Consider the following 15,014-nt stretch of genomic DNA (forward strand, 5'->3'; position numbering starts at 1 on the left):
AAGGGAGCACGGTTGGGGGAGTGGGATGATGGGGCATGGCACGCCCAAGGGGCTTGTGGATTGGTCCCGGCCGCTCAGGCTGCATCTTGGCGTTCTCGTCGTCGGATCGCTTCTTTGCACATCGATACCCATCATCTGGATGGCCTTCAGCCAGGGAACGAGCGCGGCAGTCACCGCGGGCGCGCAGCAGATGCGCGAAATGAGCCTGCGACTGATCGAGGGATATCGCAACACGTTGCAGGAAGGCACCGAAGCGGTGGCGCTTGCCTCGACCATGCAACAGCTCGTCTCCGTGCCGCCAGCCGATATTCGAGCGAAGGAAGATTTCTTTCTAGAAGTTCTGCGCAACGTCCCCAATGCGACAAGCGTCTATACCGGGTATCCCGATGGCTCGTACCTGCAGGTGATCGCTACCGCTCGCGATGACGTCAGGCAGACGCTGTCGGCACCGGAGGGAGCGGCTTTCGCGATCCGGACGATCGCCAACAGAGGCCAGCCAGACGCCGTGTCGACGCTGCGGTTTCTTGATAGCGACGCCCGGGTGATCGAGGAGCGCCCAGTCGAGTCCGCATCCTTCGACCCACGGCAGCGGCCCTGGTATCAGGCGGTCGTCCAGGATGGAAAGGCGGTTTCCGTCGGGCCCTACGTCGCTGGAACGCTCAAGACTCCGACATTGACGATCGCCGCGCCGATGCGCGACGACGGCAAGGTCGTGGTCGGCATCAACATCCACCTGAGAACGATCAGCCGGCTCCTGGATACCAGCCAGATCTCGCCGCGCGCTCGCGCCTACATCATCGATGACGAAAATCAGCTGGTCGCGCACTCAGACCCCGAAATCATGGGCAGGCTCATGGACCTGTGGTCCCGAAGCGCCGGCGGCATTGGCGCAACGGCAAGCGGTTTCGATACCAGTCTGGCCACCGTGGCCAACCTGAGGCGAGATTCAGCCTTCGGCGCCGGGGGGCTCGCGCGGCTGGACCTCGACGGCGAGCGCTATCTGATCCAGGTCGCGCCGATCAGCGTGTCCGGCCTGTTTGCCGGAAGCGAGGCGGCGATCAGCGTGCCACTGGCGGATCTCGTCGAGCAGGCCAACCGATCGCTAATGCACAATCTCATTATCGCTGCTGGCTTTGTCATTGCCGGTGTGGTCGCATCGGTGCTTCTGTCGCGCATGGTCAGCCGCTCTCTCAACCAGCTTGCCGGGGAAGCACGCGAGATCGGCAACCTCGATGTTCACGAAAAGATCACCTCGCATTCCTTGATCACCGAGATCAACATGCTGGCGACTGCGCTGGCTGCAAGCCGCCGCGCCATCAGCCAATTCGCGCTCTATGTGCCCCGCGAGGTGGTTCGGCGGATCGTTGGGCCGGGCGGGCCGGCGATCGTCCAGGCGAAGCGGCAGGAATTAACCGCGCTGTTTACCGACATACGCGACTTCACGACCATATCCGAGCAACATTCCCCGGAGGATGTCGTCGAAACGCTGTCCACTTATTTCGAGCTGCTGAACAGCATTGCCGAGCGGCATGGCGGGACGGTTGTCCAATATCTCGGCGATTCCATTTTCGTCATGTGGAACGCGCCCGTTGAGACCGCAACCCATGTGGAAGAGGGCTGCCGGTGCGCACTTGCGATGAAGGCAGCCGTGGATGCGTTGAACGATGCCAATCGGAAGGATGGGCGTCCGCTGCTATTGACGCGATTTGGCCTGCACACCGGGCCGGCGGTTGTCGGCAGTTTCGGCGCGGCTTCGCGCCAGCAGTACACGGCAATGGGTGACACGATCAACGTCGCATCAAGGCTCGAAGGATTGAACAAGGAATTCAACACGGCGATCCTAGTCAGCGCGGCTGTGAGGAATGCGGTCGGCGATGGTTTCGATTTTCGACCGCTCGGCCTGGCGCAGCTCAAGGGGCGGTCGGGCAAAGTGGATGTGCTGGAACTTGTCGGGGCGCGCTCGACTGGTCCGGGCTGATGAGCTTTGGGTGTTTCACGGCTCAGCCCCGTCGGGCACGGGCGTTCCGCCGCCACCGCGTCAGCGTCGATGTCGCACAAGCCGCGACAGGACGTTGCGCTTTTTCTTCCGTGGGATCAGGTCGACGTCGCTGACGAGCCTTGCGCCGCCATCGCGTTTTTCCAACGTAATCTTGCGACTGTGAAACTCTTCCAGTTCGACCCGGTGCCCGACGCTTAGAATGGTGGCCTTTGGCAATTCGCCGATCAGCATTTCCATGAGCCGATCCTGGCTCTTTTCGTCGAGAGCCGAAGTCGCCTCATCGAGAACGATGATATCGGGATCATGCAGCAGCAGTCTGGCAAATGCCAGCCGTTGTTTCTCGCCACCGGACAGTGTCTGGTCCCACGGCGCCTCGTCTTCGATCCTCTCCTTCAGATGACCAAGGCCGACCTGCTCAAGGACACCACCAATCTCCTCGACCGTCCATGTGTCGGCGCCCGCCGGATAGGTGACGGCCCTGCGGAGTGTTCCCGATGGGATGTATGGTCGCTGCGGCAGCATGAAGAGGCGTTTGTCGGCGCGGAAATTGACAGCGCCGTCGCCCCATGGCCAGAGGCCGGCGATCGCCCGGACCAGCGTGCTCTTGCCGGATCCGGACTCACCGGCCACAAGCACCCGCTCACCGGGCTGGATCTCTACCTCGGTCTCCTTGACCACGGCCGTGCCGTCGCCCAGCGAGACAGAAAGATCGTTCAAACTGAGGATCGCATCGCCTTCGGTTTCGCCTCTTTTGATACGTCCAAGCGCATCGCTCTGTTCGGCCCGCTCCAGCCCATCGATAGACATCATCAAGGACGCGACGCGCCTTGCGCATGCATTCCAGTCGGCAAGCCTCGGGTAGTTGTCGACCAGCCATCCGAACGCGCTTTGGACGATGGTGAACGCGGACGCGGCCTGCATGACTTGGCCCAGGCTCATGCTGCCATCTAGGAATTTGGGCGCGCAGAGGAGGACGGGCACGACGGGCGCAATCAGCATCGAGCCATGCGAAACCAGGGTCGTTCGCATGTACTGACGCGCGAGCAGAGCCCACTGGTGCAGAACGTTCCCGAAGGTCTTGTCTAGGTCGTTGCGCTCTTCGTCTTCCCCGCCAAGCAGGGCGATACTTTCGCCATTCTCGCGCACACGCGTCAGCGTGTAACGGAATTCGGCCTCGACCTGGTTCTTCGCCTCCGAGACCTTGACGAAGTGGCGGCCGATATAGGCGATCGAGGTCGAAGTGATAACGGCATAGAGAACGGCCGTGACGACGAGAAAGCCGGGAATGGTGATCACGGTCCCCGCGATCGGCAACGACAATGCTCCACCGATCATCCAGAGCACCACGATAAAGGTCGAAGCGGAGACGAAGGCCGCTATGACGCCGGCGACGAAGTCGACGGGAGATTCGGTGGCGATGCGCATGTCCTCGGAAATGCGCGCCTCCGGATTCTTGTGGTCACCGCCGATGAGATTTAGCTGATAGTAGCGACCGCTGGCCAGCCACCGTCCGATGAGCGCCTTCGTCAGCCATGACCGCCAACGCCGCTGCATCTTCATGCGCATGTAGACCTGAATGGTGACGAGGGCCACGCTTCCCAGCACGAGCGGCGGGAAGAGGGCGCCGAGGAAATAGACCGTCGGCGCATCGCGCTTCTCGATCGCGTCAAAAAGGCCGCGGTTCCAGACGTTTATGCCGTATTGGAAGCCGACATTCAGTCCGATGAGCGCCAGCAGGCCGATGGATAGTGGCCAGGCCAGCGTATCGCCACGCCGTGTCCAGTAGCCACGCGCGCTGATCCAGAACCTCTTGAGCAGGTAAGCCTTGCGTGCCGCCTCGACTTCCTCGGGCGTCATGTTTTCTTCGGGTTTCGGGATGTCCGGTGGAGGGTCTATGTCAGCTACATCAGGCGTCGGCGCCTGATCGTGGACCGGGTTTACATCGTCACCCGGTCGGGTGCTGCCAGCATTGGTCGGATCAATATCATCGTCCCTCATAAGGGGCTAAACGTTCTGAAAATCAGAAAGTTTCAAGACTGAAGGACAGAGATCAGTGTCTGCCGCGTGGCTCATCGCTTTCGTCGACAATCGACGGCAGAAACGATTGCACCTCCGCCCGCTCTCTGTCGGGAAGGATTGCAATCCTGGTTTGCCAGAAGCGCTCGGCTTCGGGCGTGTCTTTGTCCCAAGCTCGGGTGGAGGCCTTGTTGTCGTCAAAAGCTGCCAACCGCCGCCCTCCGAGATGGCGATATTCGTCTGCTGTCTGCTTGGCGCGGTTGATCATCCTAGTCTCCTTTCCACAGAGCCCGATGGCAAAGCGCCCGGCACTGCGAGCGCTTCGCCACAGGAAAATCTCGGATGGGTTTATTCCGAGATAGTTATTGAACGAGGTTTCCAGCAGGTTTGTTCCCGGCCGGCCTTGGCACAGATGCCCAGACGCTAAACCTGAACGGATATTATCGTATCCACAGACACCGATCCCTCGATAACGCCTCGTCTCACGTCCTGGCGCCCGTGCTCGATCTCGATCACGGTGTAAAGCTTGTCGTCCCGGAAGGCGCTGGCGTTCACCGTCGTCACGTCATCCGCCGGTGCGGTGTCGACTTCCATGAAGTCGAGCTCCTTGGATGCCGCAACGATGCGAGCGTCCCCTGCCGTGCGGGCGGCAACCACGAGACTGCCATGTCCGGGCGAATTATCCCAACGCGGATCGCTTGGCTCGGCAATGGGCTCGAGACGATAGATGTTGAGAGCTTCGCCCTGTCCGACAGCCTCGGATCCCGTGCGTGCTGCATCTTCGATTTGCGCCTGGCTTTCGACGGATTTCCCGAAAGTATTTGCGGTCGTGGCATTGTTGTCGGCGCTTTCACCGTTTCGTACGACGTTTGACATGGCTTTCTCCTTCTCGTGAATGGAAAACGAGAAGCACCCGATGTCGTTCCACGGATCAGTGCCGGCTATCCGGTCGAATGATCGTAGAGGGCGTTGCCGGTCGCGCCATCGACACCAGAGAGGCTGACCTCATATCCCCAGAGATGACGGATATGGGTGAGGGTCTCGTTGCGGCTGGTTTCTTCGAGAAGAAGGCCGTCATTGACCGTGTGCTTCAGCCGAAGCCTGCGGTCGCCGAGGAGATCGACGTCGACGACCTGGATATCGGGCTGCCTGGCGCTGACATCGTAGCTGCGGGCGAGTGCTGAGCGGATCTCCGCGTAGCCGCGTTCGTTGTGAATGGATGAAACCTCGCAGAACTTGTCGGCCGCCATGTCGGACAGCCTGAAAAGCCGGAACTTGCGGATCACGGCTGGGCTCAGATATTGCAGGATGAAGGATTCATCGCGGTGGTTCGCCCATGCGTCGCGCAAAGTCCCCATCGGATCGTTGTTGCCGGCCATGGAGGGAAACCAGTTCCGGTCCTCGTCCGTCGGATTGGTACAGATGCGTTCGATATCCTGCATCATCGCGAAGCCGAGCGCGTAGGGGTTGATGCCCGAGAAGCGGGGATCGTCGAAGCCCGGCTGGAAGACGACATTGGAATGGCTGCTCAAGAGCTCCAGCATGTTGCCTTCGCTGATCTTGCCCTGATCAAACAGCCGGTTGATGATCGTGTAGTGAACGTAGGTCGCGCACCCCTCGTTCATCACCTTGGTTTGCCGCTGCGGGTAGAAGTATTGGGCGATAATGCGCACGATCCTGAGGATCTCGCGCTGCCAGGGCTCAAGGATCAGACTGTGCTTCTCGATGAAGTAGAGAAGGTTCTCCTCCGGGAGGTTAAGCGCTTTCTTGCGTTCTGAGGCATTGCGCTCCGCCTCGTGCGGATCGCGGCTGTCGACGGAAGAAGGCAGGGTGCGCCAGAGGTCGCTATAGGTCTGCTCCTCATATTCCAATCGTTCACGCGCCCGCTCGCGCACCTTCTCGGAGGAGAGGCGGGGAGGGCGGCGGTAGCGGAAGACGCCGTTGTCCATCAGCGCATGGGCGGAATCGAGGATCGCCTCGACCGCCTCGGTGCCGTGTCGCTCCTCGCACTTGGCGATATATTTCTTGGCGAAGTCCATGTAGCCGAGAATGGCGCCGGCATCCGTCCACTGGCGAAACAGATAGTTGTTCTTGAAGAAGTGGTTGTGGCCGAAGGAGGCGTGGGCGATGACCAGCGTCTGCATGGCCATCGTGTTCTCCTCCATCAGATAGGCGATGCAGGGGTTGGAATTGATGACGATCTCGTAGGCGAGCCCCCGGTGGCCTTTGCGATAGAGGCTGTCCTCGTAAATGAAGCGCTTGCCGAAGGACCAGTGCTGATACATCAAGGGCATGCCGACCGAGGAATAGGCGTCGAGCATTTGTTCCGACGATATAATCTCCAGCTGGTTCGGATAGATATCCAGTCCCATCTCGCCGATCGCGATATCCTGGATGGCATCGTGGACGATCGATAGCGTTCCGAAATTCCAGTCGGAGCCTTCAAACAGCAGCTCGGAACTCTCCGCTCGCTTCGCCATATCGGTGTTCCCTCAGTTATGCGTACGCGCGCCGGCTTTGCGGCTGAAGAGCTTACGAAAGACCGGGTAGATATTGCCTGGTCTTGCGATGCGGGCCATGTGGAAGTTGGGGATTTCGCCATCGACGGTTCGGTAGGCGCGCCAGAGCGATGTGCCATTGTCGGTGGCGCCGAATATTTCGGTCTCGCGCTCGTCGATGATTTCGACGTAAGCGTAATATTGGCAAAGCCGCATCAGATCGCCGCGCAGGAGTGCCGCACATCGCTCCGAATCGCCGCTGCTGTTGTCGCCATCCGACGCCTGCGCCGCGTAAATGTTCCACATGTCGGCCGGGTAGCGCGCTTCGATGATCCGCTGCATCTCCTCGAGAGCCGTGGAGACCACCGTGCCGCCGCTTTGCTTGCTGTAGAAGAAGGTCTCCTCATCGACTTCATGCGCCTCATCGGTGTGCCGGATGAAGATGATGTCGATCCGGCCGTATCTGCGCTTGAGAAAGAGGTGCAGCAGTACGAAGAAGCGCTTGGCGAGATCCTTCTCTCGCTCACCCATCGAGGCCGAGACGTCCATCAGGCAGAACATCACGGCATTGGCGTTCGGCACCGGCTGACGCTCGAAGCGGTTGAAGCGAACGTCGACGGGATCGACATAGGAAATCCGCCGCCGGCGGCGCTCAAGTGCTGCAAGTTCGTCGCGCAAAGCCGTCAGTTTGCGGCGGGACTCAGTCGATAACGGTTTCTCGGTTTCGAGAGCGGCAATCTCGTCGGTAATGAGCTTCACCTGCCGCTCGCTCGGCCGTTGCAAGGCCATGCGTCGGCCAAAGCTGTTGCGCATGGTGCGGCCGATATTGATATTGGTGGGTGAACCCGAGGTGGTGAAGCCGACGCGTTGCGGCTTGAATGTCACCGTTTCCTTCAGGCTCAGCTTGACTAGATCGGGCAGTTCGAGATCTTCGAAGAAAAGATCGAGTACCTCCTCGCGCGACAGGATGAACTGAAAGTCGTCATCGCTTCCGCCGCCGCCCGCGCCATGTCCGCCACCGCCGCCCGCGCCGCCATCGGGTTTGGAAATCCGGTCGCCTGCGGAAAACTCCTTGTTTCCCGGCAGCACATGTTCCCGATTGCCCGATGTGGAAGAGGGTCGGAAACTCGGCTCGCCGGCGCCCCGCGCGGGCATCGGAACGCCATGAGCGGTGTCGACATCCGCTATCTTGTCGGATTTGATCTGATCCTTTATCGCCCGCTTCAGCTCGTCGCGGGCGCGTTTAAGGAATCGTTGCCGGTTGCCGAGGCTCTTGTCCTTCGGGTTAAGCCGGCGGTCGATGAAATTCGGCATGCGCCAATCCCTCGCTTTGGCTCCGGTTTTGGCATCGTTAACCGGCCTTGTTCACCCGCATGTACCAATCGACCAGGCGGCGGACCTGGCGTGCGGTATAGCCGCGCTCAATCATCCGCTGTACGAATTCGTCATGCTGCTTTTCAGTCGAGCTGTCCTTCTTGGAGCCGAAGCTGATGACGGGCAGCAGATCCTCGACCTGACCGAACATCCGCTTTTCGATCACCTCGCGAAGTTTTTCGTAGCTTGTCCATGCCGGATTGCGGCCGCCATTGCGCGCCCTTGCTCGCAGGGTGAACTTCACTACTTCGTTGCGGAAATCCTTGGGATTGGCGATGCCGGCGGGTTTTTCGATCTGCGAGAGTTCGCTGTCCAGAATTTCGCGGTTCAGAATCTGGCCGGTATCGGCATCCTTGAAATCCTGGTCCTCCAGCCAGGCATCCGCATAGGATATGTAGCGGTCGAAGAGGTTTTGGCCATATTCACTATAGGACTCCAGATAGGCCTTCTGGATCTCGTGACCGATGAACTCGGCATAGCGGGTGGCGATCTCCGACTTGATGAAGTCGAGGTAGCTGGCCTCCATTTCCTTCGGAAACTGCTCGCGCTTGATCGCCTGCTCGAGGATGTACATCAGGTGCACGGGATCGGCGGCGACTTCCTTGGTGTCGTAATTGAAAGTCTCCGAGAGCACCTTGAAGGCAAAGCGGGTGCTGATGCCATTCATCCCCTCGTCCACGCCGGCGACATCACGATATTCCTGCACGGACTTGGCCTTGGGGTCGGTGTCCTTCAGGTTCTCGCCGTCATAGACGCGCATCTTGGTGTAGAGCGGTGAGTTTTCGTGGCGGATCAGGCGGGTCGCGACCGTGAAGCGGCTCAGGTTTTCGAGAACCTCCGGCGCGCAGGCGCTCTTGGCGAGCTCGCTTTCGCGCAGCAGCTTCTCGTAGATCTGCCGCTCCTCGGTCACGCGCAGGCAATAGGGCACCTTGACCACGAGGATACGGTCGAGGAAGGCCTCGTTGTTGCGGTTGTTCTTGAACTGCTGCCACTCGGATTCGTTGGAGTGGGCAACCACGATGCCCTGATAGGGGAAGGCGCCGAAGTTTTCGGTGCCGTTATAGCTGCCCTCCTGTGTTGCCGTCAGCAGCGGGTGCAGCACCTTGATCGGCGCCTTGAACATTTCGACGAATTCGAGCAACCCTTGCGTCGTGCGGTTGAGGCCGCCGCTGTAGGAATAGGCATCGGGGTCGGCCTGGCTGTAGTTTTCCAGCTGCCGGATATCGACCTTGCCGACCAGCGCCGAGACGTCCTGATTGTTCTCGTCACCCGGCTCGGTCTTGGCAATCGCGATCTGACGAAGCCTTGATGGCATCAGCTTTACGACGCTGAAGCGCGAGATATCGCCGCCGATCTCGTCGAGCCGCTTGGTGGCCCAGGGGGAAATCAGTCCGGTGAGGCGGCGTCTGGCAATCCCGTACTTGTCTTCCAAAAGATCGGACATGCGCTCCGGCTGGAATAGGCCCAGCGGCGATTCGAAGACCGGGCTCACCTGTCCGTCGATCGCCAGCGTGTAGATCGGGAAGCGCTCCATCAGCTTCTTCAGCCGTTCGGCGAGAGACGACTTGCCGCCGCCTACAGGACCGAGGAGATAGAGGATCTGCTTGCGCTCTTCGAGACCTTGCGCGGCATATCTGAAATAGCCGACGATCCGCTCGATCGTGTCTTCCATTCCATAGAAATCGGCAAAGGCGGGATAAATCTTGACGGTGCGGTTGGAGAATATGCGGCCCAATCGCTCATCGGCGCTGGTGTCGATTAGTTTAGGTTCGCCAATGGCTTCCACCATGCGTTCCTGCGCGGTGGCATATAGTCGTTTGTCATCACGGCAGGCCAGGAGGTATTCCTGGAGACTTAGCTCTTCTTGCGCGGCGTTCGTATAGATCTCCGAAAACAGATCGAATACGTCGCTTTCGCTCTTCTGCATCTTTGCTCTCCCGCGGCCGGTTGAATGAGGACGGGATCGCTACGTGTCGGCTCGCGAGATAGAACGCGTCAGACTATTTTATTACAATGCGCTTACGAAGTTCGGGACAGTCTGTAGCCGATAGCCGCGATACTCGTCAGACTCACATTATGCAGCCGACGCGGCAGATCGCCAAGGGCGCAGATAGGTTTTCACTCTTTTTTGCACGATATGTGACAAATCTCGTCCATGCACAAAAAAGGGGCCGCTGAACGGCCCCTTTCTGTTGCTTGCGCTGACGTTTAGTTCGGCAGAGCATAGGCGATGACGTAGTCGCCACGAAGATCCGACTGGCGTGCGCCGCCGGCCGAGATGATGACGTACTGCTTGCCTGTCTTCGGCGACTTGTAGGTCATCGGGCCGCCTTGGCTGCCAACGGGCAGACGGGCTTTCCAGACTTCCTTGCCGGTCGCCGTGCTGAAGGCGCGCAGGTAGAAGTCCTGCGTACCGGCGATGAAGATCAGGCCGCCCTGGGTGGCGAGCGTGCCGCCGAGCGTCGGCATGCCGATCGGGATCGGCAGACCCATCTTGATACCGAGCGGGCCGGTGTCTTCGACGGTGCCGACAGGAACCTGCCAGGCGATCTTCTGCGTCTTCATGTCGATCGCCGTCAGGCTGCCGAAGGGCGGAGCCTGGCAGGGAATGCCGAGCGCCGACAGGAAGCGGTTCTTGTCGACCGCGTAGGGCGTACCCTTCATCGGCACGAGGCCCATGCCGGTGTTGACGGATTCGCCACCGCTGTTGACGGCCTTGGTCGGTGCGGCTTCCTTCATCTGGATCCACAGGCCGAGGCGCATGTCGTTGACGAAGATGTAGTTCGAGTTCGGGTCGGTCGAAAGGCCGCCCCAGTTCATGCCACCCAGCGAGCCCGGGAAGTTGAGCGCGAGGTCGGTGCCCGGAACCGTGTAGACGCCATCGTAGCGCATGCCCTTGAAGGCGATGCGGCACAGCAGCTGGTCAAACGGCGTCGCACCCCACATGTCGCTTTCGGTCAGCGTCTTGGCGCCGATCTGCGGCATGCCGACGGAGAGCTTCTGGGTCGGAGCGTAAGGCTCGTTCGGGATGTTGCCCGGCTTCACCGGAACATCGTCGACCTTGGTCAGCGGCTGACCGGTTGCGCGATCGAGCACATAGAGTTGGCCAGCCTTGGTGCCGAACACCAGAGCAGGAACCGTCGTGCCGTCGGCCTTCGGGAAGTCGATGAACGAAGGCTGCATCGGAACGTCGAAGTCCCACAGATCGTTGTGAACGGTCTGGTAGACCCACTTCTCACGGCCGGTGGTGGCGTCGAGCGCCAGCATCGAGGCGCCGTACTTGTGGTCGAGATCCGTGCGGGTCGCGCCGTAAAGGTCGACCGACGGGCTGCCGACCGGCATGAAGACGGTGTTGGAAGCGGGATCATAGGACATCGACGCCCAGACGTTCGGAGTCGAACGCGTGTAGCTTTCGCCCGGGGGCGGCAGGAGCGTGATGTTCGGGTTGCCCGGGTCGAATGCCCAACGCAGCTGACCGGTCACGACATCGAAACCGCGCATGACGCCGCCAGGCATGTCGGTGCTGACGTTATCGGCAACGCGGCCGCCAACGACGACGGTGGTGCCGGCAAGCGTCGGCGCCGAGGTGAGCACGTAGCTTGGATCAGCCGCCTGGCCCATGCCGACCTTCAGGTCGACGCGGCCGTTGGTGCCGAAATCCGGGCAGAACGCGCCGGTGTCTGCGTCGAGCGCGATCAGCTCGGCGGTGATCGTGTTCATCAGGATGCGGCGTTCGCAAAGCGTACCGGGTGCGACGTTGACCGCGGTGACCGGCGTGGAGTTCGGTGCCGAAGGCTGTTCGGGTGCGCGCGTCGCATCGAAGTAAGCGAGGCCGCGGCAGCGCATCCAGACAGACGACTTGGCGTTGATCTCGGCCTTCCAGATTTCCTTGCCGGTATCGGCGTCAATCGAGATGACGTTGTTGTGTGGGGTGCACACAAACACACGGTCGCCGACCTGCAGCGGAGTTTCCTGGTCTTCCGCGCCGTTGGCGCCGGGGCTGATCGGCGTGTCGCCGGTGTGGTATTCCCACGCAACCTTCAGATCGTTGACGTTGTCCAGGTTGATCTGGTCGAGTGCGGCGAAGCGGCTGCCGCCCGAGGTGTTACCGTAGGCTTCCCAGTTCTTCTGTTCGCGGGCCGGATCGACCGGCGTGCGGGCCGGGCCGGCGCCAGTGGCGACAACCGGCGGATACGGGATGAACATGCCGTAGAAGGCCGCGCCAGTGCCGATCGCGAGGATCAGAGCCAGCCCGAACGAGGCGCCGTAAGCGGGCGTGCGGCCGGCCGAGCGACGCAGCAAAGGGAAGGAGACGGCAACGACTATGGAGCCGACGGCAATCGCCAGCAGCCGCGAAATCAGCGGCCAGAACTCAAAGCCTGCGTCCCAGATGGCCCAGATGGCCGAAAGAACGAAGACGAGCCCGAAGAGCAGGGCGCCCAGCGGCCTGCGGCGGATGATGAGCAGGCCTGCGATGACCAGTCCGATGCCGGCGAGCAGGAAGTACCAGCTGCCGCCCAGCGAGACGAGCTTGCCGCCGCCGATCGCGAAAAACAGCCCGGCGAGCGTGATGATCGCGCCGAGCAATACCAGCCACAGGCGACCTAACAGCGCCGGTGGGTTCGGTGAATTATCCATTGAATAGCCTCATTGCATATCCGGCAAACGAAGATGGAAAGCCTGTAAATACGAGATGCTCGCCTTGCGCGTTCGCCGTTTGGTTAGCTGTCTTAACGACAGCAGGCGAAAAGGAGCGATTTCGAGCGCATGTGCGCTGGCGAACCATGATCTGCAAAAAACGGCGCGTTCGGCGCCAATTCGGGAAATCTGCAAAAGTCCATCAGGCTCGTCCTACGTGGTTCGAAATGCACGCGTCAGGCACCGACGGAGGGAGACAGCACCTTAACGTCTCCAACCCTGGGTTGGGATATATCGCCAGCGGCAGCATTGTGGCAAGTGCTATTTTAGACAGATGAATAGCAGGCAAGGAGCGCGTCGCAGGCGCGACTTTGCGTCCGGAGCCGAAGCGGAATTCCGTCCGTTGGCAGCTCTCAGCAACAACGAATTTAGAACGGGTTCGTCGTGGCGCTTTCGATCTTCACCGGCTTCTTGTTCGAGAGCCGCTCGATGCAGGACGCGTAGGTCGCATGCATAGGATAGATGCGCGAGGTCGGGATGACCCAGTCGGGTTCATTGCCCTGGAACGAGACGTTGATGTCGGCCATTCCGCTGAGTGCGGCGCGAATAATGCCCTGAACGCCGCCGGCATTGGAATTTCCGGGCAGGCTCCAGACGCGCAGGCTCTTGCCGTCGGCGCCGATGGCAGGCACTTCCATGCTGTTGCTTTTGCCGGTCACCGAAACCTTGGTGGCGAGATGATCAGGAAGCGACCACGCGTCGTTCTTGATCAGCCAGGACGCATCCTTCAGGCTTTCGCGGAACTCGACGGTCTTCCCGGTCATGCTGTCCCAAACCAGCGCGCAATAGGGCTCGCCGCCATTGTGGACATAGCCGATCGACCATTGGCGGGACGATCCGATCCAATCCTCGGTGGCGTTTGCAATCAGCGGCGTGCCCGCGCTGAAGAGAGCGGCAGCAAGAGAAACTCTCGCAGAAAGAACGGCGAACGGTCTCATTTTTCCGTACCTTTGTGCAACACGGCTTGGTCTTCAGGGGGTATCCCTTGAACCGACTTTGTCGCACGAACAGGTTTCAAACCGATGAATCGCCACACTTGCCGCGGGTTCTGCGATTGCACGCCCGTGTGTCACCCAAGGACACATCTATCACGGTTTTAGCTGAAGCGCGGCGATGACTTCGTGTGCTGCGCGCTCGCCGCTTTGCAGCGCCCCATGGGCGGTCGAAAAGTCCGTGCTGTGCGTTGCTTCCCCGGCGAAGAACACGCGCTCGTCGTATGATCTCGCGAGCGTAAGGCGGGCGTCGGAGTGGCCGGGTAGAGCGTGGCTGTAGGCGCCGCCGATCGATGCCGTCCTGGTCCAGTCCGATGCGATGAGCGGGCGGAGATTGCGCCGGATATCGCTGCCGAACAGATGGGCGAGCTGATCCGTGGCGCGCGCGAATGCAGCTTCATGGCCGCGCTCCGCCACGGCGCGCGCGCCGGCACCGCCGAGAAAGCATTCGATCACGGGCTGGCCAAAGGGGCGGATATAGTAGCTGCCGGTCGATGCGTCGCGGGGATCGCCGATAAGATGCGTCTCGTCCTCAAAGGGAGCGGAGCCGATGATTTCAAGGAAGAGCTTTTCGTTGGCGCCAAGCGGCAATCGGGCTGCCGCCTCTCGCCATGCATCCAAAACCGACGGCCAGCGGATCGTGTCGCCTGCCAGAATATTGGTGGAGATGGTGACGATGACCGCGTCAGCGCGCACGATGCCGACCGATGTCTTGATCTCGACGCGACCCCCATCGAGCCCAATCGCTTCAACGGGCGTCGAAAGCCTCACCGTTGCTTCGGCCGGTATGGCGGCCCTGACGAGTGCGCCGTAGCCTGTTGCGACGCGCCAGTTGAAGTCGGTCGAGGCTTCGTTGTAAGCCGCGTAGTCCTTGCAGGAAATGTGTTCGAGTTCGTCGCCGCTGATATAGCCGCTGAGCGCTTGCAAATAACTCGTCCAGCCGTCCGCCGGGTCGAGCGCATCGGCGGCGATGTCGGAGAGGGGCGGGGTGGCGGAGACGCGATCCGTCCACCGTTCGAAGGCGATATGGGCCCCATCGCGCTCGGATGGAGTGAAGCCGAGATCACGAAATTGCCCGCCCCAGGCGGACGGCCGGCGATCGACCGCGATGGCGATCTCGCCGGCGATGCGGGTCCAGGGATTTCGATCGCCGGAGTGAAGCCAGCCGCAGCCGAGATCGACGACGCTGCCCGCTGCCGTTTTCGTCCAAGCACGGCCGCCCTTGCGATCGAGAGCCTCGAGCACCAGTGTTTTCAGACCGGCCTTGGCGAGCGTTCGGGCCGCACCCGTGCCGGCCGCGCCGGCGCCAATGATCACAACATCGGGCTCTTCCATCATCGACATGGCCTAGGCGACTTTCCTTGCGGTCAACTGAATACGAACGTCTCCGCCACATGCTCCATAAATGGCTTGTCGATCAATGCCGTTTTTAGGCTC

Annotated in this window: 10 protein-coding genes; 1 reads left to right on the forward strand and 9 read right to left on the reverse strand. The window is 60.8% G+C overall.

Annotated features, from left to right (window positions below; translation table 11 throughout):
- Window positions 1-28: 28 nt before the first annotated feature.
- Window positions 29-1,978, forward strand: a complete 1,950-nt coding sequence (locus AC1DOG_RS04705; protein ID WP_477926977.1) for an adenylate/guanylate cyclase domain-containing protein — start codon at window positions 29-31, stop codon at window positions 1,976-1,978.
- Window positions 1,979-2,038: 60 nt separating this feature from the next.
- On the opposite strand, the gene AC1DOG_RS04710 is transcribed toward AC1DOG_RS04705, so the two are convergent.
- The 9 genes from AC1DOG_RS04710 to AC1DOG_RS04750 form a co-directional block, all read right to left on the reverse strand.
- Entirely contained in the window at window positions 2,039-3,856 is a 1,818-nt protein-coding gene (locus AC1DOG_RS04710) for an ABC transporter ATP-binding protein/permease (RefSeq protein WP_477926978.1), read from the reverse strand.
- A 193-nt stretch (window positions 3,857-4,049) separates the two neighbouring features.
- Complete coding sequence (locus AC1DOG_RS04715; RefSeq protein WP_112943431.1) at window positions 4,050-4,283, reverse strand: hypothetical protein; 234 nt, start codon at window positions 4,281-4,283, stop codon at window positions 4,050-4,052.
- A 155-nt stretch (window positions 4,284-4,438) separates the two neighbouring features.
- Window positions 4,439-4,891, reverse strand: a complete 453-nt coding sequence (locus AC1DOG_RS04720; protein WP_112943430.1) for a hypothetical protein — start codon at window positions 4,889-4,891, stop codon at window positions 4,439-4,441.
- Between the two features lie 65 nt (window positions 4,892-4,956).
- A complete protein-coding gene (locus AC1DOG_RS04725) occupies window positions 4,957-6,495 on the reverse strand; it encodes a SpoVR family protein (RefSeq protein ID WP_113008980.1) in 1,539 nt (512 codons plus the stop codon).
- Between the two features lie 12 nt (window positions 6,496-6,507).
- Window positions 6,508-7,827 (reverse strand): YeaH/YhbH family protein, encoded by a 1,320-nt coding sequence (locus AC1DOG_RS04730; protein WP_477926979.1) that lies wholly within the window; start codon window positions 7,825-7,827, stop codon window positions 6,508-6,510.
- Between the two features lie 37 nt (window positions 7,828-7,864).
- Window positions 7,865-9,814 carry a PrkA family serine protein kinase gene (locus AC1DOG_RS04735; protein WP_018896655.1) on the reverse strand — a complete coding sequence of 650 codons (1,950 nt, stop codon included), beginning with the start codon at window positions 9,812-9,814 and terminating at the stop codon, window positions 7,865-7,867.
- Between the two features lie 281 nt (window positions 9,815-10,095).
- Window positions 10,096-12,525 carry a glucose/quinate/shikimate family membrane-bound PQQ-dependent dehydrogenase gene (locus tag AC1DOG_RS04740; RefSeq protein WP_477926980.1) on the reverse strand — a complete coding sequence of 810 codons (2,430 nt, stop codon included), beginning with the start codon at window positions 12,523-12,525 and terminating at the stop codon, window positions 10,096-10,098.
- Window positions 12,526-12,953: 428 nt separating this feature from the next.
- Window positions 12,954-13,523: a hypothetical protein gene (locus tag AC1DOG_RS04745; protein WP_112818886.1), complete on the reverse strand. Its 570-nt coding sequence runs from the start codon at window positions 13,521-13,523 to the stop codon at window positions 12,954-12,956.
- 150 nt (window positions 13,524-13,673) lie between these two features.
- Window positions 13,674-14,921, reverse strand: a complete 1,248-nt coding sequence (locus AC1DOG_RS04750) for an NAD(P)/FAD-dependent oxidoreductase (protein WP_112943426.1) — start codon at window positions 14,919-14,921, stop codon at window positions 13,674-13,676.
- Between the last annotated feature and the right edge of the window lie 93 nt (window positions 14,922-15,014).

The organism is Rhizobium sp. 01N48 (genome assembly GCF_056399145.1).

Bases quoted from the DNA above. Each gene is read 5' to 3' on its own strand.
- AC1DOG_RS04735 (WP_018896655.1), bottom strand. From the start codon at position 9,814: ATGCAGAAGAGCGAAAGCGACGTATTCGATCTGTTTTCGGAGATCTAT.
- AC1DOG_RS04750 (WP_112943426.1), bottom strand. From the start codon at position 14,921: ATGTCGATGATGGAAGAGCCCGATGTTGTGATCATTGGCGCCGGCGCG.
- AC1DOG_RS04710 (WP_477926978.1), bottom strand. From the start codon at position 3,856: ATGACGCCCGAGGAAGTCGAGGCGGCACGCAAGGCTTACCTGCTCAAG.
- AC1DOG_RS04745 (WP_112818886.1), bottom strand. From the start codon at position 13,523: ATGAGACCGTTCGCCGTTCTTTCTGCGAGAGTTTCTCTTGCTGCCGCT.
- AC1DOG_RS04725 (WP_113008980.1), bottom strand. From the start codon at position 6,495: ATGGCGAAGCGAGCGGAGAGTTCCGAGCTGCTGTTTGAAGGCTCCGAC.
- AC1DOG_RS04730 (WP_477926979.1), bottom strand. From the start codon at position 7,827: ATGCCGAATTTCATCGACCGCCGGCTTAACCCGAAGGACAAGAGCCTC.
- AC1DOG_RS04740 (WP_477926980.1), bottom strand. From the start codon at position 12,525: ATGGATAATTCACCGAACCCACCGGCGCTGTTAGGTCGCCTGTGGCTG.
- AC1DOG_RS04705 (WP_477926977.1), top strand. From the start codon at position 29: ATGGGGCATGGCACGCCCAAGGGGCTTGTGGATTGGTCCCGGCCGCTC.
- AC1DOG_RS04715 (WP_112943431.1), bottom strand. From the start codon at position 4,283: ATGATCAACCGCGCCAAGCAGACAGCAGACGAATATCGCCATCTCGGA.
- AC1DOG_RS04720 (WP_112943430.1), bottom strand. From the start codon at position 4,891: ATGTCAAACGTCGTACGAAACGGTGAAAGCGCCGACAACAATGCCACG.